The organism is Agriterribacter sp. (genome assembly GCF_035445465.1).
Taxonomy (GTDB): Bacteria; Bacteroidota; Bacteroidia; order Chitinophagales; family Chitinophagaceae; genus Agriterribacter.
Genome location: NZ_DAOMQT010000028.1, coordinates 28,171 through 51,410 on the forward strand (window position 1 = coordinate 28,171; position 23,240 = coordinate 51,410).

19 protein-coding genes are annotated in these 23,240 nt (G+C 43.1%); 7 read left to right on the forward strand and 12 right to left on the reverse strand.

All coding sequences use genetic code 11. The features are described from left to right. Positions 1–334 precede the first annotated feature (334 nt). Complete coding sequence (locus PLE34_RS13945) at positions 335–1,309, reverse strand: YpdA family putative bacillithiol disulfide reductase (RefSeq protein WP_324557936.1); 975 nt, start codon at positions 1,307–1,309, stop codon at positions 335–337. A 111-nt stretch (positions 1,310–1,420) separates the two neighbouring features. Next, the gene (locus PLE34_RS13950; protein ID WP_324557938.1) at positions 1,421–1,978 is read right to left on the reverse strand and encodes a DUF1599 domain-containing protein; all 558 of its coding nucleotides are present in this window, start codon (positions 1,976–1,978) and stop codon (positions 1,421–1,423) included. 64 nt (positions 1,979–2,042) lie between these two features. Here PLE34_RS13950 and folP point away from each other — a divergent pair, with 64 nt between their 5' ends. Further along, complete coding sequence (gene folP, locus PLE34_RS13955) at positions 2,043–2,873, forward strand: dihydropteroate synthase (RefSeq protein ID WP_324557940.1); 831 nt, start codon at positions 2,043–2,045, stop codon at positions 2,871–2,873. A 21-nt stretch (positions 2,874–2,894) separates the two neighbouring features. Here folP and PLE34_RS13960 read toward each other — a convergent pair whose 3' ends face one another. From PLE34_RS13960 to PLE34_RS13975, 4 genes are all read right to left on the reverse strand, one after another. Further along, positions 2,895–3,311: a type II toxin-antitoxin system VapC family toxin gene (locus PLE34_RS13960; protein WP_324557941.1), complete on the reverse strand. Its 417-nt coding sequence runs from the start codon at positions 3,309–3,311 to the stop codon at positions 2,895–2,897. Further along, positions 3,308–3,568: a hypothetical protein gene (locus PLE34_RS13965; protein ID WP_324557942.1), complete on the reverse strand. Its 261-nt coding sequence runs from the start codon at positions 3,566–3,568 to the stop codon at positions 3,308–3,310. Before PLE34_RS13965 ends, PLE34_RS13960 begins: the two co-directional genes overlap by 4 nt. A gap of 276 nt (positions 3,569–3,844) precedes the next feature. Beyond that, a complete protein-coding gene (locus PLE34_RS13970) occupies positions 3,845–4,795 on the reverse strand; it encodes an FKBP-type peptidyl-prolyl cis-trans isomerase (protein ID WP_324557944.1) in 951 nt (316 codons plus the stop codon). Between the two features lie 9 nt (positions 4,796–4,804). Beyond that, positions 4,805–5,812: a DHH family phosphoesterase gene (locus PLE34_RS13975; protein WP_324557946.1), complete on the reverse strand. Its 1,008-nt coding sequence runs from the start codon at positions 5,810–5,812 to the stop codon at positions 4,805–4,807. 141 nt (positions 5,813–5,953) lie between these two features. Here PLE34_RS13975 and PLE34_RS13980 point away from each other — a divergent pair, with 141 nt between their 5' ends. Continuing rightward, positions 5,954–6,370: a nucleoside-diphosphate kinase gene (locus PLE34_RS13980; RefSeq protein ID WP_324557947.1), complete on the forward strand. Its 417-nt coding sequence runs from the start codon at positions 5,954–5,956 to the stop codon at positions 6,368–6,370. A gap of 184 nt (positions 6,371–6,554) precedes the next feature. On the opposite strand, the gene PLE34_RS13985 is transcribed toward PLE34_RS13980, so the two are convergent. The 4 genes from PLE34_RS13985 to PLE34_RS14000 all read right to left on the reverse strand — a co-directional run bounded on the left by PLE34_RS13985 (position 6,555) and on the right by PLE34_RS14000 (position 13,326). Further along, on the reverse strand, positions 6,555–8,507 hold the full coding sequence (locus PLE34_RS13985) for a menaquinone biosynthesis decarboxylase (RefSeq protein ID WP_324557949.1): 1,953 nt from the start codon (positions 8,505–8,507) through the stop codon (positions 6,555–6,557). Between the two features lie 197 nt (positions 8,508–8,704). Continuing rightward, positions 8,705–11,173, reverse strand: a complete 2,469-nt coding sequence (locus PLE34_RS13990; RefSeq protein ID WP_324557951.1) for a TonB-dependent receptor domain-containing protein — start codon at positions 11,171–11,173, stop codon at positions 8,705–8,707. 200 nt (positions 11,174–11,373) lie between these two features. Further along, a complete protein-coding gene (locus PLE34_RS13995) occupies positions 11,374–12,660 on the reverse strand; it encodes a prolipoprotein diacylglyceryl transferase (protein WP_324557953.1) in 1,287 nt (428 codons plus the stop codon). Positions 12,661–12,909: 249 nt separating this feature from the next. Then, on the reverse strand, positions 12,910–13,326 hold the full coding sequence (locus tag PLE34_RS14000; protein WP_324557954.1) for a BrxA/BrxB family bacilliredoxin: 417 nt from the start codon (positions 13,324–13,326) through the stop codon (positions 12,910–12,912). A gap of 232 nt (positions 13,327–13,558) precedes the next feature. Here PLE34_RS14000 and PLE34_RS14005 point away from each other — a divergent pair, with 232 nt between their 5' ends. Further along, positions 13,559–13,999 (forward strand): Hsp20/alpha crystallin family protein, encoded by a 441-nt coding sequence (locus tag PLE34_RS14005; protein ID WP_324557956.1) that lies wholly within the window; start codon positions 13,559–13,561, stop codon positions 13,997–13,999. A gap of 214 nt (positions 14,000–14,213) precedes the next feature. Continuing rightward, positions 14,214–15,500 carry a hypothetical protein gene (locus PLE34_RS14010; RefSeq protein WP_324557957.1) on the forward strand — a complete coding sequence of 429 codons (1,287 nt, stop codon included), beginning with the start codon at positions 14,214–14,216 and terminating at the stop codon, positions 15,498–15,500. Between the two features lie 306 nt (positions 15,501–15,806). Here the strand turns inward: PLE34_RS14010 and PLE34_RS14015 are convergent, their stop codons facing one another. After that, positions 15,807–16,628 carry a glutaminyl-peptide cyclotransferase gene (locus PLE34_RS14015; protein WP_324557959.1) on the reverse strand — a complete coding sequence of 274 codons (822 nt, stop codon included), beginning with the start codon at positions 16,626–16,628 and terminating at the stop codon, positions 15,807–15,809. A gap of 323 nt (positions 16,629–16,951) precedes the next feature. Here PLE34_RS14015 and PLE34_RS14020 point away from each other — a divergent pair, with 323 nt between their 5' ends. Continuing rightward, positions 16,952–18,220, forward strand: a complete 1,269-nt coding sequence (locus PLE34_RS14020; protein ID WP_324557961.1) for a M43 family zinc metalloprotease — start codon at positions 16,952–16,954, stop codon at positions 18,218–18,220. A gap of 142 nt (positions 18,221–18,362) precedes the next feature. On the opposite strand, the gene PLE34_RS14025 is transcribed toward PLE34_RS14020, so the two are convergent. After that, positions 18,363–19,757 carry a hypothetical protein gene (locus PLE34_RS14025; protein WP_324557962.1) on the reverse strand — a complete coding sequence of 465 codons (1,395 nt, stop codon included), beginning with the start codon at positions 19,755–19,757 and terminating at the stop codon, positions 18,363–18,365. A 300-nt stretch (positions 19,758–20,057) separates the two neighbouring features. Between PLE34_RS14025 and PLE34_RS14030 the strand changes: the two genes are divergently transcribed. Then, on the forward strand, positions 20,058–22,553 hold the full coding sequence (locus PLE34_RS14030; protein ID WP_324557964.1) for a M1 family aminopeptidase: 2,496 nt from the start codon (positions 20,058–20,060) through the stop codon (positions 22,551–22,553). A gap of 72 nt (positions 22,554–22,625) precedes the next feature. After that, complete coding sequence (locus tag PLE34_RS14035) at positions 22,626–22,901, forward strand: hypothetical protein (RefSeq protein ID WP_324557965.1); 276 nt, start codon at positions 22,626–22,628, stop codon at positions 22,899–22,901. The last annotated feature ends 339 nt before the right edge of the window (positions 22,902–23,240 follow it).

Genomic DNA, 23,240 nt, shown 5'->3' on the forward strand with positions numbered 1-23,240 from the left:
TAGTCAGATACTCCCTGCCTGCCGGCAGGCAGGTATTCAGTTGAGCTACGGGGCCGGTTTTGATCGTTTAGGGCGGCAAAGATAAGGCGGCAACTTAAAAACGCCAAAAGAATAATGAGACCTTAAACGGGAATGAATGAGGTGTAATAATTTTAAAAGGGTGAAGCCTGCCTACCGGCAGTAGGTAATCTCCCAATGGCGGAGACGGTTGGAATTTGCCATTTGAGATTTATTTGTTTTTTGTGATTTGGTTCTTGATGCTTTGTATCTCCATCGGATTTCGGATTTGAGACTTCGGATTTTGTCATGCTGAGGAAAGAAGCTTCTGTATTGCCTATTGGCAGTTTTGATTTTCCTTTTTCAAAATATCTTTCACAATCATAGTGGCGTGCACTCTTGAATTTTCGATGAACCAGCTATGCGTATCCATGCCGCCACATACCACACCGGCTAAGTAAATATTTTTTTTATTGGTTTCCATGGTTTCAGGGTTATAGTCGGGACGCAGCTTTTCATCATCCGATAAATGAATACCCGTTTTGCGCAAAAAATCAAACTGGGGCTGGTAACCCGTAGTAGCAATTACATAATCATTGGGTATGGTAACGATCCCTGCAGGCGTTTGTATATCTACCCTGTCTTCATAAATAGCCGCCAGGGTGGAATTGAAAAAAGCTTTAACGCTTCCCTCGGCAATACGGTTTTCTATATCCGGCTTCACCCAGTATTTCACCCGTTTGCCTATTTCGCTGCCCCTGATCACCATGGTTACTTCGGCACCCTTGCGAAAAGTTTCCAGCGCCGCGTCTACCGCGGAGTTGTTGGCGCCCACCACTACCACTTTCTGCATAGCATAAAAGTGGGGCTCTTTATAATAGTGAGTTACTTTGGGTAAACCTTCGCCCGGTATATTCATTAACACCGGCCTGTCGTAAAAGCCTGTAGCCAGCACAATGTACCGGGTATGGTAGGTTGCTTTTGCAGTAATTACCTCGTATACATTATCCCTGCTGTTAATGGATTTCACTTCTTCCTGCAGGTGCACATTCAGGTGATTGGACAGCGTGGCACGGCGGTAATATTCCAGGGCTTCGTTTCGGGTGGGCTTAACCGATATAGACACAAAAGGGATCCCTCCTATTTCCAGCCGTTCGGAGGTAGAAAAGAAAGTCATATTATACGGGTAATTATACAGGGAATTAACCAAACAACCTTTCTCCAGGATGCAATATTGTAAGCCCGCTTTTTGGGCTTCCAGCGCACAGGCAAGCCCTATAGGACCGCCACCAACTATAATGATATCTAACATGTATATGAAAAGATTTTATAAATATTTAAAGGCAGGCAAGCGATAAACAAAGGTATGGACTGATTTTGAGAGTGGCTTTTCTGAAGATTTCGAATAAAACCAAATACGCCATCAATGCTTTCCCTCGCTGATGAGGATCAATGCAAAAACCGCGTAATTAATAATATCATAATAGTTGGCATCAATGCCTTCGCTGATCAGGGTTTGTCCTTTGTTGGCCAAAATTTGTTTGATGCGCAGCAGCTTGGATAAAATAAGATCGGTAAAGCTTTCCTGGCTCATCTCCCGCCACGCTTCCCCGTAGTCGTGGTTTTTATTTTCCATCAGCGCCTTTGCATTGGCCATTACCTTATCGTATAAATGCTGTACGGCATGCACATCCATGTCTTCCGCCGCTTCTGCTTTCAGCTCCATTTGCATAAGCCCGGCCACCCCGTAATTCAGGATGCCTTTAAACTCCGATGCAATATCATCATCAATTTTCTGCGACCCTGTTTCCTGTATGGTACGAATACGCTTAGCCTTTATATAGATCTGGTCAACGATGGAAATGGTTCTTAAAACCCGCCACGAGGTGCCATAATCTGCTGTTTTCTTTAAAAAAATATCCCTGCATTGTTTTACTGCATTGTCGTACTCCTGAATAGTAGTCATTATATAGCTGCTCATTTAATATGGGATGAACTATTTTTGCGATTTAACTGAAGTTCCAAAAATAAGCCGAAAACCAATAATGTACACTTTAAACTGCAACGGACGTTTGCTGGTGATGGATCAGCCATGGGTTATGGGCATCATTAATGCCACACCCGATTCTTTTTATAAAGCCAGCAGGAAGCAGCATGCAGATGAAATTTTGCGGCTGGCGGAAAAGATGATAACGGAGGGTGCAAACATTGTAGATATTGGCGGACAAAGCACCCGGCCGGGCAGTGAAAGGATTAGTGTGCAGGAGGAAACAGACAGAACGGCTCCCGCCATTGAACGCATCATGCAGCAGTTCCCGGATGCCGTTATTTCTATTGATACCTATTCATCCGATGTAGCAAAAGCCGCGGTACAGGCCGGAGCTTCTATTATAAACGATATCAGCAGCGGCGATATGGACGAGGCGATGCTTCCCGCCGTTGCGGCACTACAGGCGCCCTATATTTGTATGCACATGCAGGGCACACCCCGTACCATGCAAACAGATCCGCAGTATGAAAATGTATCCGTTACCGTGCTGGATTATCTTGCCGGCAAGGTTGACCAGTGCAGGAAAGCCGGCATTCATGATATTATTATTGATCCCGGCTTTGGCTTTGGAAAAACCATTGCACATAATTTTTCGCTGCTTAAATCGCTCCCTGCCCTGCAGATCATTCAACGTCCTTTAATGGTTGGACTTTCACGCAAATCAACCATATATAAAACATTACACACAACGGCTGAAGCGGCTTTGAACGGTACTACGGTTTTACATACCATTGCCCTGATGAACGGCGCCAATATATTGCGGGTGCACGATGTAAAGGAGGCAAAGGAAGCTATAGCGCTTTTTATGGTTTACAAAAGAGTATAGCATCTTAACAACAATTCCCTTTTACTTCTCCTGTGTAGCTGAAAGAAATGCTGCGGGAGTGACCACGCTAATAACCGAATGTTTATAATGCTTAATATTGCGTGTAATAAAGTATTTAATTCCCCGGATTTGTAAAGCCGTATAATATTGATAGGCATCTTCCAGGTCGTGAAAATTACTTTGCAGGGCTTTCTGAAAATCTTTTGACCTTGTGTGAGCTATATTTACTTTTTTCAATAATGCTTCTAATAAAATTTTAGCTTCCCCCTGCCTGTATTTAGTAAGGAAATAAGTGATATTAGTAAACGACATAGAAGATGTATACATGCTGTATCCAGGCTTTGAGCATCTGTTTAAAACATTTTCTGAATCCACTGCTAATCCTTCCCGGTTTAACAGAACATCCAAAAAAATGTTAGTATCAACGAAAACAATCATTTGCCGGCTTTAAATTTTTCCTCCCTGATCATTCCCAATAAGGTTTTATAATCCAATACGGGCAATTCCTGAACGGAGGAAGACGGTTTGAGCAAAGTACCCAAACCTTGTTCATCAATATCAATTTTTTCCTTCTTCGAAGCTGTACGCACAAACTCTCTTATAAGACCCGAAACGGTCATTTTTCTTTTCCGGGCTAATGCTTTAATAGATTGCTCCGTAAACGCATCAATGCTTATTGTAATTTTACCAGCCATATTATGTAAATCGTTTTACAATTTACGTATTTATTTCTCATTTCCTGCTTTTTTTGCTGCCAATTTATTTTAAACGAAAAACGGACAGGCTACCGGGGTAACCTGTCCGCTTGTATATTTTTTGGTGAATAGTGAGATTCACTATTGCCTATTCACCTCTATCCCCGTCCGAATAGCATTCAGCCCCGCCTGAATGACTCAGTCGGGCAGGCGGGCGGGCGCTCACTTTTCACGATAGCCTAAAAGCATAATTGCACTATCTCTCCCTTTTTCTTATTACTTTTTAGGAGCAACGGAAGGACGTGCAGGTAACTGCTGGGGCGGAGCCGGGGCATCTTTTACGTCTAATACCTCTATTTCAAACACGAGGTTCGTATGGGGCTTTATTTTGCCCGAACCCTGTGAGCCATAGCCCAGCACCGAAGGAATGAATAACCTGCCTTTCGCTCCTTTGCCTAACAGCTTTAAACCATCGTCAAATCCTTTAATAGCGCCGCCGGCACCTAAGGTAAGTGTAAATGGTTCTGTATGACGAAAGGAACTGTCTACATTACTGTCGAACGCTTCGCCATCTAAGAATCTGCCGGTATACTTAACAGAGACAGACTGCCCGTTCTTAGCGGGTTCCCCACCGGCCTGCTGTATCTCTACATAAGTGCCTTCCTCTGTTTTGGTGGCTTTTATATTGTTGGCGGCAATATAATCTTGTAAAATTTTGTCATCTTTTGTTTTCTGTGCAATGGCATGTATAGAATCCTGTTCCTGGAACTTCTGTACTTCTTTGGCAAAGTCTGCCTGCGCGCTATCAGCTTTTAAAATATCCAGTATCTTAAAAGTTGTCAGCAGGTATTCTCCTTTTTTAAATTCGGGGGGCATCATGGTCATCCCGCCTTTAAATACGCTATCGGTAAGAATGCGGGTAACAATACTATCCCCTTTTCTTACTTCCTTAAATATGCCATAATACTCAGGCGGCAATTGCGTACTGTCTACAGGCTGGTATTGCGGCGGCTGGCTGTAAGTATCTTTCATTGTGGAGTCCTTGTATTTTTGCGCAAAATGAAATTTCATTACCTCACCATAGGCAATGGGAGCCCCTTTGCCGTTGCTTATAATTTTATACTCCATTCCGCTTGCTGTTTTTTTATACGTTCCGCTTCCGCTGCTGCAGGAACTCAATCCAAAAGCTACTGCCACTATGGATCCTATCCATGTTATTTTTTTCATACTTTGTGATTATTGTAATTGTGATGCGTTTTCTTTTATTGCTTTTTTAAATAATTGCACCGTAGTTGGAAGCGAATCGGCGCTTCTGCCGCCGGAAGCGTTAAAGTGGCCACCCCCGTTAAAATATTTCCGTGCAAAGGTATTTACATCCACATCGCCTTTGCTTCTGAACGACCATTTTCTTTCTTCATCCCTGTCTATAACCAATCCTGCCAGCCTGATACCCTGTATGGTTAACGGGTAATTCACCAAACCTTCCGTATCGCCCGTTCTTACATTGAATTTAATGAGATCACTTTTGGGTATGGCAATGAGCGCCGCGTTATACTCATAAAATATTTCCATCCGGTGCAATAATACATGCCCTATAAATCTTAACCTGTCTTCTAAGAAATTATCATACAAATTTTCATGAATGATGGAATGCTCCAGCCCTTTCCGTTTTAAATCGGCTACCATTTCATGCACGTTGGACGATGTAGCCGGGAAACGGAAGGAACCCGTATCCCCAATGATGCCGGCGTACAGGCAGGCCGCAACATCTTCACTAATCAGTCCGTCATTACCCGAAGCCTTAATAAAGTCATATACCATCTCCGAAGTGGAGCTTTTAGCCGTGAGGCTAACGCCATAATCAAAAGCCGCTGTTTCCGGCTGCTCATGATGGTCAATCAAAATCTTAATACAATTAAGCGCTGAAAGCTTTGCCGCCATGTGCTTTGTACGGTATAAAGCATTAAAGTCAAGACAAAACACCCACTCTGCCGCTTCCAAAGCAGCATTACCCTTTTCCCTGGCAGCTTCAAAATCAATCACTTTTTTTGAACCGGGCATCCATTTCAAAAAGTCGGGCCAATTGGTAGGTGAAATAACCGTAACCTCATGCCCCATCTGAGCCAATACTCCTGCAAGCGCTAAAGAAGAACCCATAGCATCAGGATCAGGCTTCTGATGCATGGTAACAACTATTTTACGCGGCGTATGTAATAATGGATAAATCTCCTGGATGGGTTTCATACAAAGCCGCAAAAATCAATTATAATATGCATTCAGTCAAATCTTTTTTCCCGGAATGGAGATCAGTATTAACAAATGTTGAAGCTTTCTCTCCGTTTTGAACAGGCTAAACCATTACCTTTGCTGCCCTAAAGAAAAAATATGAGCAATATTACTTTTACCATGATCAAGCCGGATGCTTTTGCAAACGGACATACAGGAGCTATCATAGACAAAATTATTAAGGCCGGATTTCGCATTGTGGCTTTAAAGCTTACCTCACTTTCTGCCGGAAAAGCCGGGGAATTTTATGCCATTCATAAGGAACGGCCTTTTTATGGTGAGCTGGTGGAGTTCATGAGCAGCGGACCACTTGTTGCTGCTATTCTTGAAAAGCATAATGCCGTGGAAGATTTTCGCAAACTGATCGGCGCAACCGATCCCGCAAAGGCCGATGCCGGCACCATCCGCCAGCTTTTTGCTGAAAATGTAGGGAGAAACGCTATTCACGGAAGCGACAGCAATGAAAATGCGCAGATAGAAGGCAGCTTTTTCTTTAGCAACCTCGAAAAATACTAAGTGTAACAACTTACCGGATGGTTTTATTTGATAAATAAATAAAAAATATTTCTTTTTTTAAGAGTTTGGCATAATCTTAGCGATATCAATTACATCTTTCTCAAGGGTTTAGGGTTGAAACTAAAGGGGGCTCATTTCCATGAGCCTCAATTTTTTATAGCCGCCCAAACCATTCACTTTCACTTTATAAGTCTTCCACTACCGCTTCGTTTCCGTACATCTGGCTTTTATACTGCAGGGAGGGTGAAGAAAGGAACGGACCAATACCCAATGTTTCCCATTTTTTGTCAACCGCTGCTATCGTGGCATCATCGGCAACGATAATATTGGGCCAATCGCGGTCAAAACCATCCCACTCTTTGGTCTTCCGTGTGCCGTCAAGCCCTAAACAGGCAAATATTTTCCCCGGCTCAGCGGCTGCAGCCTGCTCAAAAAGGATATTATCTCTTTTAGGATCCAGGTTATTGAAAAACCGCCACAGGGCTACCGGCAAATTACCCGGATCAACGCTATATTCCACATATAAGATCATTTTAATATTTTCTATGCCCGGCACTGTTGAACAAATTTGCCGGTGCAGCTCTCTTACATGCCCGGTTTTGTTTTTTTTAACTGCAATGATCAGGCATGGAATATCCAGTTCCGGTAAATCAATATTCACGCCTGCTATTTCAGGGAAATGATCCAAAAAGTTTTTTTGCTGAAGTTTTTGCGCTGCAGGTTGCAATTGGTATTGCTTATCTGTTTCCTCTTCGAACTTGCGGGTGCCATCAATACACATTTTTCCGCCAAAGCCCATTTTACTGCAGCTATGATCCAGCACATCCATAGGACCGGTAGCAAAAAAAACATCCCTCGATACGTCAAGATTCTTATATACCTGCTGTGCCAGGCCCTTATAATCCTGTATGTTAGCCAGCTCATCGGCTATAACGAGTATTTTATTGAACATCATTTGCCCGGCGCCCCACATGGCATACATTACTTTCTGCCCCTGTCCTGCGAACTCCTTTTTTATTTTGGCAATAACGAGGTTGTGAAAAACTCCCTCTACCGGCATTTCCATATCTATGATCTCGGGCACCATGGTCATTTTAATGGGCGCAAGAAAAATCCTTTCGGTGGCTTTGCCAAGCCAGGCGTCTTCCTGGGGTGGTATGCCTACTATAGTAGCGGGGTATACCGGATTTTTTTTATGGGTGATGCAGGTAACGTGAAAACGCGGGTACCAGTCGGGGAGCGAATAGTAGCCCGTATGATCGCCAAAAGGACCTTCCCATATTAATTCATCGGACGGATCAACATAACCCTCAATTATAAAATCTGCATCGGCAGGCACTTCCAGCTCAGGCTGGGTAAGACATTTTACCAGCTCTACTTTTTTCTTCCGTAAAAATCCCGCCAGCATATATTCATCTACATTTTCAGGCAGCGGGGCGGTAGCGGAATAAGCATATACCGGGTCTCCGCCCAGGGCAACGGCAACGGGCATGCGCTTTCCGGCCTGCTTATACCCATTGTAATGTTTTGCCGATACTTTATGCTTATGCCAGTGCATGCCGGTAAGGGTTGGACCAAATACCTGCATGCGGTACATGCCCACATTCCGGATCCCTGTTTGCAGGTCTTTGGTATGAATAACGGGTAATGTAATAAACGGCCCGCCATCTTTGGGCCAACAGGTAATAACAGGCAATTTTCCAAGATCGGGATTTTGCATTACTACTTCCTGGCAGGCGCCCCGCCCGCTTTTTACCTTAGGCATCCACGATGCAAACTGGCTGAGCTTGGGCAGCAGGTTGAGCTTATCTAATATACTTTCTTTGGGTTTGGTAAGCAGCTTAAACAAACTTTCAATTTCCCCGGCAATATCATCAAGGCGGTTTACGCCAAGAGCCATACACATTCTTTTTTCACTGCCGTAGGCATTCATCAGCACCGGAAAACCTGCCTGTCGGCTGGCAGGATCATAACCCGTATTTTCAAACAGCAATGCTTTACCGCCATTCCCGCTTTTGCTGACGCGGTCTGTAATTTCTGCCATTTCCAGCTTTGGATCCACATACGCTGTTATTCTTAACAGCTCTCCTGCCCTTTCTAATGCATCAATAAATTCCTGCTGATTTTTATACGCCATGGTGCCGATTATTTTGCTTCAAAGATAAAGCATGTGCAGGCATTGGCGGTTTATTAAACAACTGCCGGTTCACGCCAAAAAAAATCCCACTGGGAACAGCGGGATCTAAAACCAAAACATGAGAAACTAACCTTTTAGATAATTTGAAATTTGAGATTTGAAATTTGAGATTGGTGCTGAATTCATTTCCAATCCTGTTAATTCGCCTGGCCCACCCTGTTGATCTCTTCCGACACACCTGTTGCCCTTTTGCGCGATGGCGCTATCGTATTTTTTCCAAAACGCCAGGTAAAGCTTGCCGTAACCTGGCGGGTGTCCCAGCGGTTCTTTACCGTTACATCCACATCTCCGTACTTCATATACCCGCCAAATTTTTGCCAGCCAAAAGGATCGCGGAAATTGAGCCGTACCGTTGATTTTCCCTTCATAATATTTTTTTGCAGGCCTATGGTCATCTGGTACATTTCATTCATTACCAGTAAGCCATTCAAGCCTTCCGACCGGTAAAAGCCACTTAGCTCCGCCGAAAACCCCTCAGCCAAAGTGAAGCTGTTGGTAAGGTTTATCATATACGCCGTATTAGAGGCGTCAATAGGCGTTCCGTTATATATTCCTTTATACTGATTGTTATACAGGTTTGCAAAAACATTGGTGCTGAACCATGGCGCCCATTTAAAGGGGGCGGTAACGGCCAGTCCTATATTGCGGAATTCGGATACATTTTCGGTAGTTTGAAATGTAGTCTTCTCATCCGTATTTTGCCGCAATATCTGTGATATCACATCTGTTGTTTTGCTGTAATTAAGCGTAGTGATGAATTTACTTTTAAAGGAATGGCTCAGCTCGATATTATGGCTGAACTGCGGCAGCAGGTAGGGATTGCCCTTTTGATAGGTTAATGAATCGAGAAAATAAATGAAAGGATTCAAATCCTGGTAATTCGGCCGGTTCACCCTGCGGCTATACGACAACGTGAGCTGGTTATCCTTATTTACTGCGTAGCTTACAAATGCCGTTGGAAATAAATTGGTATAATGTCTTTTAAAAGCAGAATCATTCGTTACCTGGTACCCTTTTGTATTGGTGTTCTCTGCTCTTAACCCTGCCTGTACACTCCATTTTTCACTCAGCTTCTTATTTACGTTGATATATGCCGCATTGATATTTTCCTCGTAAATAAAATGATTGGAGCGAAAATCTTTTGCCCATTCTTCACCATCATAGCGGGTGTAATCAACGATATTATTGTTTTTAACGTAATTTGCTTTTATACCGGTTTCGATCCTGAAATTATTTTTAAGCGGATGCACATAATCCGATTTAAAAGAATAGATATCAATATTGGAAGGAAGATGTCCCTTCAGCAGTACAGGATCGCCCATGGTGTTGCCCCACTTATCCGTTACGTTTGTGGTTAACAGCATATTGGAAACATTATCATATTTCACATAGTCTATGTCTATGGTAAATTCCCTGCCCAAACTGTCGAAGCTGTGCTTATAGTTGATATTTCCGGTATAGTTCCTGAACTTAATGTTATTGTCTGCAGTGGAATACAGCCCTGATTGCAGGCTGCCGTTGGGGTTGTAAATATTAGATATGGTGGAAGGGGTGAAATCTCCAAAAAAGCCAAACCCCGTAAATACCACACCCAGTACATTTTTATCGTTGATGTAGTAGTCGGCGCCCAGCTTAACACTATGATTATCGCCCTTTCCGGTAAAATCGGTACCCAATACCGCTGAAGCGTTTAAGGTTCCGTCTTCATTATAGAACTTCCGCGAAATGGTGAGTTCATTTCTGCGTTTATTGAAGTTGGGATTATAATTGCCAAACAGGTTGATCTTATTTTTCCTGTAATTAAAATTCAGGCTGTGCTGCGATTTGGGCTGCACATATACATTACCGTCTTTTGGAAAAAATCCTGCAGTGGCGCCTGTCATTATGCTCCCGTTCAGCCCCATCTTCAAACTCTTTTTTGTTTTAATATTGATGATCCCTGAATTGCCTGCCGCATCGTATTTTGAAGAGGGGTTGCTCATGATCTCTATCTGGTCTATAGCGGAAGCGGGGGTATTCTTAAGCAAATTGGCCAGATCGGCTGCAGAAAGATAAGTGGGCTTACCATCCATCATTACCGTTACGCCGCCCTTTCCTTTCAGGCTGATGTTTCCATCATTATCTACCGTTATGCCCGGCGATTTTTCCAGCACTTCCATGGCGGTTGCCCCGGCATTGGTAGGAGCCGCATCTACATTTACTACCAGCTTGTCTATCTTTTGTTCGATCAGCGGCTTTTTCGCGGTTATTACCACGGCTTTCATATCCCTGCTTTGCACTGTCAGGTCTGTAATACCGGTTTGAACCGCATCTCCTGCCGAAACAACAGCAAAAGGAGCCGTATATTTATTTTCGAACCCCACGGCGCTTATCAGCATTAAAAACTTACCTGCCCCGGGTGCGGCCAGCTCAAATTTTCCATTCTTATCTGTTACTTCAATTTTAATAACAGCGGAATCCTTAGCCGCTAAAAGTGTTACCGTGGCAGCTTCAATACCTTTTCCATCATTTTTAACCGTGCCTGTTATTTTTGAAACAGCTTGTGTTTGTGCCTGTAGTAGGATGCTGAAGCAGCTTACTGCGCACAGCAGAAATATTTTTTTCATTGCAGTTTTTATTTTCTTGTAAACAATTACAAGACAAACCTATGGTACTTTGCAATGCATAGTACATAGTTTTACAATGAATGGCTTAAATCAATGATATTTGGTAATGCATAGTACTATCAAGATAAGTTGACGGATAGCAGAAAAATTATGCACCGGCTTACTAATATCTCCGCGTTCATTCGTGTATTAGTGGCATTCTAAGCTTTTGCAGGAATGGCTGAACCTGTATTCCTCTTTGCATAGAAGAAAAGGGCTATTCCGGCTATGATCATCAATGTAGAGATGATTTCGGCCTGTGTAGGATGAAATCCGAGAAGGTCATACTTAGTATTTACACGGATTTTTTCGATGAAAAATCGCTCCAACCCATTCAATACTAAGTAAATGGCGAACATTTGACCCGGAATGGTTATTTTTTTCCGTAAAGCCATCAGCACCAAAAATAAAATCAGGCAGATAATGATCTCATAAAATGGCGTGGGGAAAACAGGTACGGGCAGGGCGTTGCAATGGTCGCCTTCACAGCCAGCTATTTGAAATCCCTGTTCATTTACGTTATGGGGATAAGGATATGCCACCGTCCATGTGGGAAGAAAAGACGGCGCTTTTACAGGTATGCGTGGTATGCTGTCTGTTCCAAATTCGCTCAGGTATATTGTTTTATGGGTGTTGAGCGCCTTTTCAAAATCTCCCGGGCCCGCTTCTATAGCTTTACCTGAAGCGCTGGTAACATACGCGCTGTTTAATATCCCCCAATCGCCATCACCGCTAACCTGGCAACCAATTCTCCCCAGGGCATAGGCCAACATCAGGGTAGGAGCAGCGGCATCTACCAGGTGCCGGATGCTGATCTTCTTTTTGCGGGCATACCATAAAATTGCAATGGTAGCGCAAATTAAACCACCGTAAAAGGTAAGTCCGCTCGGCGATAATAAATTCTCAATAGGGTTCTGTATGAACCTGTCCCAGTTTTCAAAGTTATCAAACAGCTTGGCGCCGATAAATCCAAAAATAGCGGCATATATAGTTATATCGCCCACTCTTTCGTGCGGCCATATCCGTATTTTCCGCTTCTCGGGCTTCGCAAGCTTTTGCTTTGCTTTTTCGCGATACTTTAAACCTGCAAAAACCAATGCCAGTATAATACCGCCACCCCAGCTTCCCTTGGCCGAAAAAATATACTCCTGCGGAGGTATCTGATCGCTGTTAAGAAATATACCAAAGGCCTTATAGCCTACCAGGAAACCTAATAAAGCATTCATTAATAATTCCTGCAGGGAAGCGGGCTTTCCTATAATAATATTTTCTTCAACCGGGAACAACAGCCCTTCTCTTTCTTTTCGCTTAAGCTCTTTGGCCAGCACCATAGCAGAAAGGATAAAAGCGATCGCAACAAAAAAACCGAAAGCATTTACAAATTTTGTCCACGCCCACGGCTCCGTTCCAAAAGTATCTTTAATAAAAAAATATAGATTGGGATACATGCTTTGCCATTAGATTTATAAGGCACAATGTTAGTTTAAAAATATGGATTGAAATAAAATAAGCCTGATATTTTAAACCCACATCGGGTTTCACGCAAAGCCCGCAAAGGAAAAAGACGACGGAAAGAAAAACATACATGAAGAACCGGATATGCAGGCATTATAACAAAGCATTATATTTCTCCCATGCTAAACAGCACAAAAAATCCCGTTCCTAGGGAACGGGACAGTACAGGTAAATGAAATAATTTAATTGCAGTATTCTTCAAAAGCTGCGATAAGATTACTGGCTATCAATTGAGCAGGCCTGCCTTCTATTTGGTGACGTTCAATAAAATGCACCAACTGACCATCTTTAAAAAGCGCTATTGCGGGAGACGATGGCGGGTAAGGCAACAGGTGCTCTCTTAATGTTTTAACCGCGTCAATATCGAAACCTGCAAAACTGGTGGTAAGCTGGTCGGGCTTTTTGGCTGCATTGGCTACTGCCATCAATACACCCGGTCTTGCGCTCCCTGCAGAACAACCACATACAGAGTTGATCATTACCAGCGTTGTGCCTTTGAGCTGCAAAGCCTGCTCTACTTCCTGGGGAGTTAACAGCTCATTGAAACCATTATCGGTTAACTCCTCCTTCATTGGTATTACAATTTCTTCGGGATACATTGCTTTAATATTTTAGTTGATTAATTTTCAGTGTTGCAAAGTTAGGCAAATCTTTCTTCATTAAATGAAGCGACATATTGTCATTAAATATAATAAAATAGAGACAGAATGTCTTACTAAATTTATTTTAAGTGCCATTTACTGCAAATAGTTCATCTTTTTACGGGTGGAACACTGTTTGATCATTGTCTGTTGTATAAACAAAAATTAATAACGATTAAAATAACAAACTATGACACTCGTAAAAGTAAACGGATCCCCGGCAAAAAAAGCATACGGCAGCTTCCTGGATGAATGGCTGAATGAATGGACAAACCTGGGTAAAGACGACAACGCGGTTCAATACAACAGCGTGCCCGTAAATATTCATGAAACCAATGAAGCCTATCACCTTGAGCTCAATGCACCCGGATTAAAAAAAGAAGACATTAAACTTAAAGTTGAAAATGGTTTACTGACCATTTCCTATGAACAAAAAGAAGAAACCAAAAGCGATGATTACAAAACAGTGCGCAGGGAATTTAAGTACAAAAGCTTTAAACGGAGTTTTACCATAAGTGATAAAATTGATTCCGATAATATTCAGGGTAAATATGAAGATGGTATATTAAAAGTGCTTTTACCTAAGAAAGCGGAAGCGCAGGCTGTTACCAAGCAGATAGATATTCAGTAAATGATAGTTTCGGATTTTGTTATACAGAATAATGTACGCATTGGTTTTGAAGCAGGCTGGCTCTTTGTAGTCAGCCTTTTTTTGAAAACATTAACATTCAGGTGTTTATTATATTCCTGCCCTGTGCGATTATGCACTGTACTTTGAGTGATGTATGAAATAAAGCATTAAATTTGCGCTACTTAATTTTTTAACCCTCTAAAAAACCAGCAAATTGATCAATAATAAGTTTGCGTTCATCTTGGTTTTATTGATAGGTTTTGCTCTCCCGTCATTTTCACAGGTCATAGATTCGCTGAAAACAGACACGGCTAAATCCGATACTATTTTTCGCACTATTCCCCAGGAAGATTCGGTATTGAGAATAAGGAACCTGAACCCTTATATTACCCTGCATGTGGATTCCACCCTGCAATATAAGCTGGATATAAACAAAGATCAATCGCAGTATTACTGGTTCCTGAAAAATTCTCCGGTGGGACTTAAGATTGAGCGAAACAGCGGACTCTTAACCTTCAAGGCTGAAAAGGCATTCTTCCTTTCCGGCAGGCTCAAATACGATTTGGATTACAAGGTAGATCTGGGTGTGCAGAACTTGGATGACCCTAAAGATAAAATAGATACTTCTTTTACTCTGCTGTTTTTTAATACAGAGATCATTCCTTCTAAAATAAAACCGAGCGTTAACAACATATTGTATGTAGATGAGGGTGACAGTGTTAGCTTTAAAGTGCAGTGTGAAGACGGGAATTTCCCTATCGAAAATATTACGATGACCAGTAATTACCCGATTAAAACCATTGGAACCGTAACCAAATGCGGAGATGATTTTAAATGGTCGCCGCCGTTTGGCTTTGTTAAGCCATCCGATAAAGACAAGCAAAAAGAAGTGATCGTTAATTTTGTGGGGGCCAATAAATTTAATGTGCGGGATACGGCAACCATCCGGATCGTAGTGAAAGAAAATATCAATTACCCGCAAAAGGTACTCGAATACAATGAGATCGTAAGAAGTATCCAGGCCTATTCTAACCGCCTGAAAGCCACTTTTATGGAGTTGGATAAAAAGATAAAATCAACCCGCGGCGCCCGCACTACCTTTGATCTTACCTCAGCGGCTTCTTCGCTGGGAGGAACCGTATTTTCATCTTTACCAACAGACGGACAAAAAACTGCCGGTAAAATATTACCCAGTGTTGGCGTGGCGATGGTGCCGGTAAAAGAATCGGTATCGCCTGTTAAAAAAGAGGAACAAAATTCTGCAACGCTTGTACGTAACAGCATTAAACGCTTAGACTACCTGCTCCAGAATAACGTGCTGGTAGGTGAAAAAGATCCGGAACTGATTAATAAAAGCCAAAAGCTAAGGGAGGAATTAAAGCAGATCCAATTACAATTGATAGAGGTTCCTGTTGTTGAATTTGGCGATTCACCTGAAGAGCTGGATAAGTATTTCAATAACCCGAAAGTGGCTAAAAAATACCGCATGAGAAAATCATAGCATATGCAGAGAGGTGTCGGCTATCAGCAGTCAGGTATCAGTGGGATACTACTAACGATAGGTTTGAATACTTAAATGGCGAGATGTCAGTTGAAGGATTTGAAATTTGAAATTTAATACCTGCCCGTCCGGCAGGCGGGTTTGAGATTGCATTCCGCTTCAGATTTTTTTAGTTTACGGTTTATTGTTTGTGGTTTATGGTTGCCACATCCGCTTCGGATTTCGAGCTTTGTGCTTCGGATTTATTAGCTATCAGGATGTACGCTTCAACGTAACTATAAACCATAAACTATCAAACTACAAACTTCAATTCAGCTTCACCTCCAATACTTTCGGCCACAGCTTGCCGGTAACAAACATCCTGCTGGTTGCAGCATCCCATGCCACACCATTCAGCACTGCGCCTTCCTGCACGGCTTCTTTATCATAATTAATATTCGCGAACCTTTTAAGCGCATCTGTAAAGTCAAGTATGCCTGCTACCCATCCTGAAGAAGGATCTATTTTCAGGATATAGTTTGTTTCCCATTGATTCGCATATACGTAACCGTTTATATATTCCAGCTCATTGAGATTGTTTACCGGGCCAAGGTGGTTGTATACGGATACGATCTTCATCAGCTTAAAATCACCGGGCCGAACGAAATATAATTTATCCGTACCGTCGCTTATGATCAGGTGGGTACTATCGTGCGTAAGCCCCCAGCCCTCCCTGTTCCAGTATACCGTTCTTACCTTTTTTAGATCCTTAAGACTATACACCAGCACAATATGGTCCTGCCAGGTTAGCTGGTAAAGGGTGTCGTTTAAAATAGTAATGCCCTCACCAAACAGATCAGGGTCTATATCAATCTTTTTTTGAATGTTCCCGGTTTTGTAATCTACTTTACGCAGGGTAGAAGCCTTTTTTTGTCCTGTGCCTTCATACAAATGATCGTTGTGAAACACAAGCCCCTGCGTAAACGCCGTTGTATCGTGGGGATAGATATTCAGTAAGGTGTAACTCACGGGTGAGGGCGGAGGGATATTGTTTACAGGAACATCTACCCCCGAGCCGGAGGAACTGCTATTGTTACATGACCAGAACAAAGCCATACAAAAAACGAAAAGGGATGTTTTTTTTATCATATCATAACCAATTGCTGCAAAAATAAAGTTTTGAGCATGATGTGTGGTGGATAACCCATATTTTTAACCGTCAATTACCAGCAAACCATCGAAAACCATCGCGGTAAAGTTGTATATGCTGCAAATATTAGATTACTTTGCCCCACAGCGCACGCCACAAATACAGGCTAAGCCTGATCCAATTCCTCCTGATCTGCCATTACCTGTTCATCCTCTGTAAAAACCGAAAGATACGGATAAGCATAGTCCTTTGCCCTTGCCGGTACGGCTATTGCCTTTAAATTTAATATCACCTTGAAAAGCTGATCATAAAAAATCAGCTCATGAAATTTTTTCTGTTTACCCTCATCGTTTGCTGCAGTTCCCTGCTGGTTAGCGGCCAGCGCAACTGTGCAACAAATGAATACTGGCAAAGCCAGTTGAATAATGATCCCGCATTACGGCTGCGGTATAATCAAATAGAGAACGCGGCAAAGCTGCGCCCCTTCGTTTCAAAAAAGGAGCAGGACGCCGGCGTGGCAGATATGCCCGTTATTACCATTCCTGTTGTAATACACATCTTATATAATACTCCCGCACAAAACATCACTGACGCGCAGGTACTGTCGCAACTGAATATATTGAATAACGATTTCCGGAAACAGAATGCCGATACCGCACAGATCCCACTTGCATTTGCTTCTTTTGCCGCCGATTGCAGCATACAGTTTGAACTGGCAAAAACAGATCCCGAAGGCCGGGCAACAACAGGGATCGTTCGAAAAAGAACAGACCGCTTATCCTGGCAGCAGGATGATAAAATGAAATTTTCGGCATCGGATGGAAATGATGCATGGGACAGCCGTTATTATCTTAACATATGGGTATGCAATCTTACCAAAAGCTTATTGGGTTATGCTACTTTTCCCGGCGCTTCGCCGGAAAAGGACGGCGTGGTTATTCGCACAGATGTATTTGGCCTTTCGGGCAATAATAATACCGCCTACAACAAAGGCAGAACCACCACGCACGAGGTGGGGCACTGGCTTAACCTGAAACATCTTTGGGGAGATACGGATTGCGGCGATGACGGTGTGGATGATACGCCGCCCCAAAAAACATACAACAGCGGCTGCCCTTCCTTTCCGCAAATTACCGCCAACAGTTGCAACCCGCTTTCTTCGGGAGATATGTTCATGAACTTCATGGATTTTTCGGATGATGCCTGCTTGCATATGTTCACACCGGGACAAAAACAAAAAATACATGACCTGTTCGCTGTATCTGCCCCCCGGGAAAGCCTGCTGCACTCCGCCGCTTTAAGCAAACCCTGGAATACCAGCGCTTCACCCGAACCGCAACCAACAGATGCCAGTCCGCGTTTGAGCATATTTCCCAACCCCGCTTCATCGGTTATTACACTCCGGTTCAATGATGAGGAGCAAACTGCACCCGGAACCTACCGCATTTACGATGCTACAGGAAGATCCGTTCTTGAAGGCAATAATACTGCGGGAAGAATGGTTTCCATCAACACCTTAAAAGCAGGGATATATCTAATAAAATTACAGCGCAGCGGGCAGGTGCTGACAGCAAAATTTGTTAAGCAATAGTATTTTTTAATGCAGCGACAGTGCTGTGTTAATGGTGAAAAGTGAATGGTGAATTACATTCCCCATTGCCTGTTCATGTTTAACTGCTCACTTTTACGATAACATACAGTCATAATTTGCTTGACGTAACGCTATTTATGTATTATTTAAGCACGGGTATGAAGATGCGAATAGTGTCTTTCGCTCCGTTTACATTTTCATCAACATAGATCAGGTCAACACCATCTCTGCTTTTCCGTTCTAATGTTTTCTTAACAGCAGATAATATGGCTTTTTGCACGTCCGGAGCGGGCTTCCCTTTCTGAGTAGCAGTAGCTGATCCGTTAGCCGGTATTTCTGTTCCGGATTTTACCGTTTTATCCTTTTCAGCCTGCCCGGGATTATCCCCGCTTTTTACCGGTGGCAACGGCTTCTTTTCAGCAGCAACGGCTGTCACCGAATCCGCTTTCTTCTCTGTTAGGGCATTCGAAGATTTAGCAGCTTCATTGTTATCTGTTTTATCAGCCGGCTTTATAACAAAAGGCAGGTACTTTACCGTTTCATTATTGTCTGCATCTTTTTTTGTGGCAGTATGAGCCGTCTGCCTGGTTTCGGCATCATTGCGTTTCGTAATTACTTCTTTTACCACAAAAGGTTCCTGCTCCTTTGCCGCGGCCAATACACCGCTATCCCTTTTTTGCGCTGCTGCAGGTACGCCAACGTTTTCTGTTTTAGCCCCAGCATTAACGGGTTCCGTAACTTCCTTTACTACAAACGGCTCATATTGCTTTTGTGTGTTTGCTGCAACGGTCTTATCGCCTTTCTGAACCGCTCCGGTTGCAGCCAGCTTTTCCGCTTCAGCGGAGTTTGTTTTTTCTATTTCCCGTACAACAAAAGTTTCGTTCTTTTTAGTTTCCGATTCTGCAATACTTGTTTTAATCTCCTCCTGCAGCACCGCAGACGCAACGGGCTCAGCGGGCTTGTTATTGTCTGTACTAACGCTTACCGGTACTGCAGGTGCCGCACCGGTAATGGAAGATTCCCCAGTATCGTTATTCACGGGCGCCGTTTTTTTATCAACAATTACAAGCTGTTGCCGTATAGAGGGATCATTTACCACACCGGCAAGCATAGCCGAAAACGGATCATCACTGATAACGCCCGGCAGCGGAGCAATGTTTGCCTTTACTTCCATATGCTGTTCCACAACCTTTCCCGTTAGCGTACCTTTTTGGTCAAGATGCAATAACTGCACTCCTGCCACACCCGCATCTTTCAATATAAAGCCGAGGTCTGTGTCATTAACCGTACAATTAAAGCGCCATTCGGATATTTTTGCTCCCGGGAAACCTATTATAAGCTCATATGTGTTTTTTGTAAGCCCGGGAAGGAGTAAATAGCCGTTTCCGGAAGAAGTAAACGTTTCTGAGCCTATACGGCTATAAAAGGATTGGTGGTTCTGCGATTGTATGTATATATAATACTGCTCCTGGCTAAAACCATTTTTAACCAGTACAAAGAACATAAAAATAAAAACTAGTTTCCGCAGTACGTTCATGCAAACTATAGATTTTCTTACGCCGGCGCGCTTTGCGTTATCCTTAAACAGCTAACAAAACTACTGCAAAAGATGAAATAGCTGCCATTCATGTAAAAAAAACATTATTTCCTGTATATGCAGGAATTTTACAGCTTTAATAAATCGTAATAAATGTTAGTATTATTGTGTTATAATGTGTGTAATGTAAATTGTTAGCATAATACCCGGACTAACCATCGTTAATCCGGCATTTTACAGCATTGCATATATAAAAGGTATGTTATTTGAATTCATTTCTGTTATTAAATCGTTTTTAACGTGAAAAAATTATCAGGCTTACTATTGATTGCCGTTTTCCCGGCCCTACTGTATGCGCAAACGGTTCCCGGCACCAATACCTCACCCGGCATTTACCGGGCGGCACCCGAAAAGTTAACTAACCTGGTGCACACCAAGCTGGAGGCCAGGTTCGATTATGAAAAGGCTTACATGTATGGCAAAGTGTGGATTACCTTAGAACCTCATTTTTACAGCACGGATTCGGTGGTATTAGATGCCAAGGGAATGGAGATAAAAGCCGTTGCCATAGTGCAGCGCACTGCTACGAAACCTTTAAAATATACATACGATGGCCTGCAGATCAATATCAGGCTGGATAAAACATACGGCAAAGGAGAAGAATATAAAATTTATATTGATTATACGGCAAAGCCCAATGAGCTGGCTAAAGGTGGCAGCGAAGCTATAAAAGATGACAAGGGGTTGTACTTTATCAACCCGCTGGGTGAAGAAAAAAACAAGCCTACTCAAATATGGACGCAGGGTGAAACAGAAAGCACTTCGGTTTGGTGCCCAACCATTGATAAGCCCAACCAAAAAAGTACGCAGGAATTTTTTCTTATTGTTCCATCAAAATATGTTACCCTCAGCAATGGTAAATTATTACAGCAGCAAAAGAATGCAGATGGCACCAGAACAGATTACTGGAAGATGGATCTTCCCCACGCTCCCTACCTGTTTTTTATAGGCATCGGCGATTACGCGGTTATCAAAGACCTCTATAAAGGAAAAGAAGTAAGCTATTATGTAGAAAAAGAGTACGCAGGTGTTGCCAAAAAAATCTTTGGTAATACACCGGAGATGATCGCATTTTTTGAAAAGATTACCGGCGTATCTTATCCCTGGCCAAAATACGCGCAAATGACTGCCAGGGATTATGTAAGCGGCGCTATGGAAAATACCACCGCCACACTGCACCAGGAGAGCGCACAGCAGGATTCGAGGCAGCTGCTTGATGGCAACGCATGGGAAAACACGATAGCGCATGAACTTTTTCATCACTGGTTTGGCGATTATGTTACCGCCAAAAGCTGGAGCAATCTTACCGTTAATGAGTCTTTCGCCAATTTTAGCCAGGTACTGTGGAATGAACACAAATACGGAAAGGACGCAGGAGATGCTGAAAACTATAAAAACATGCAGCAGTACCTCAGCAGCCCGGAAGATGCCAAGAAGCCATTGGTCCGTTTTCACTACAAAGACAGGGAGGATATGTTTGACCTGGTGAGCTACCAGAAGGGTGGAAGAATATTGAACATGCTGAGAAACTATTTAGGCGATGATGCTTTTTATAAAGGATTGAATGTATATCTTACCACGCATAAATTCAATAGTGCGGAAGCCCACCAGTTACGCCTTGCCTTAGAAGAAATAAGCGGACGCGATTTGAACTGGTTCTTTAACCAATGGTATTTTGGCAGCGGACATCCTAAGCTTACCATTGATTATTCGTACAACGACAGCAGCAAAACGGTTTCCGTACAGGTAAAGCAAACCCAGGCAGAGGCTGCGTTTATTTTACCGGTTGCTATTGATATATACAATGGAAAGGAAAAGAAACGTCATCCTGTTTGGGTTGATCAGAAAGACCAGACCTTCACGTTTACCGTGGCTGCCCAACCCGACCTCGTAAATTTTGACGGCGATAAAATACTGCTCTGCGAGAAAAAAGAAACAGGCAAATCGCTTGCCAACTATATACACCAATATACGGTTGCTGGTTCGTATGTTGACAGAAGGGAGGCCATAAGCGGATGCGCTGCTTTACAGGACAGCACAGCCGCAGTAGATCTGCTTAAAACCGCTTTAAGAGACAGGTACCTTGAATTGAGAATATTTGCCCTCCATTCGGCAGACCTGACAAAAGAAAACGTAAAACAGGCGCTTGAATCAACCATCTTTATTGTTGCCAAAGGCGATCCCGAACCTACAGTGAGGGCAGAAGCGCTAATGGCTTTAAGCCTGTATGATAAGCCGATCTACAAAGAACTGATACAAAGAAGCGTTAACGATTCGTCTTACAGCGTAGCGGGAGCCGCCCTCTTATCGCTGAACCAGTTAGATAAACCCGAATCTTATACTGAAGCAAAAAAATTAACCGCCACGAAAACGAAAGGGAAGCTGGCTGAAGCGATCAGCAACGTTTTTGCTGAAAACAGTAAAGTGGAAGACCTGGACTATGTATTAAACTGGTATAATGCTTTACCCTTTGGGCAGGCCAAAGTAGAGAACGCGAACATTGTGGCCTATTACGCCATACAGCTTCAGAATACGGAAGCCGTAAAAAAAGCAACGGATGCGCTTGTATTATTCCGCGACCAGATACCCGCTGCTTACCAGCAAGACATTTACCCTTTTGTAAATAACGTGCTGCTTAAAACCATAGCCAATCAAAAAACTGCCATGAAAAATGTTGCTGCCGATGCAGCAGCCATACAGGAGCAGGTTGATTACATCAACAGTAAAATCAAATAATACCTTTGAAACATCCGGTAATTTTAAGGAAATTTGTAAAGGGCATTCATTTAGTAACCTAAAAGTGATGGTATGGATAAGAAAATAAAAAAGCAGGAACCCAGTCCGGAAGATGATAAAGACTTCCCGGGATATCCGCATTATCCGCGTAAGGAAGATATTTACGAACAGGAAGACAGGGTGCCGCCCAATGATGAAAACAAAGAAAGCATGGATGCCGGACTTGATGTTCCCGGCTCAGAGCTGGATGATGAAAATGAGGCGATTCGTGAGGAGGATGAGGAAAATAATTACTACAGCCTGGGCGGCGATGAACATAACGACCTGGAAGAAAGCAAAGATGATTAATGGCTTTACGGTATAATCTTTCATCCCGACGGGGTCTTCACAGCCTGACAACTGCGTTAAGCGTGAGACCCCGGCGAATCGCTTAGCGCCAGGGTCTCATGGCTAACCCACAACGGCTTTTGATGAAGACCCCGGCGCGAAGCTAGCTACCACTAAAATATCCATTCTGTCTCAACAGCGTCTTCACAGCCAGACAGTTGTATGAAGAGCGAGAACCCGGCGAAGTTTCAGCGCTAGGGTCATAGCTTATCTTCCCGACGGGGTCTTCACAGCCTGGCAACTGTGTTAAGCGTGAGACCCCGGCGAATCGCTTAGCGCCAGGGTCTCATGGCTAACCCA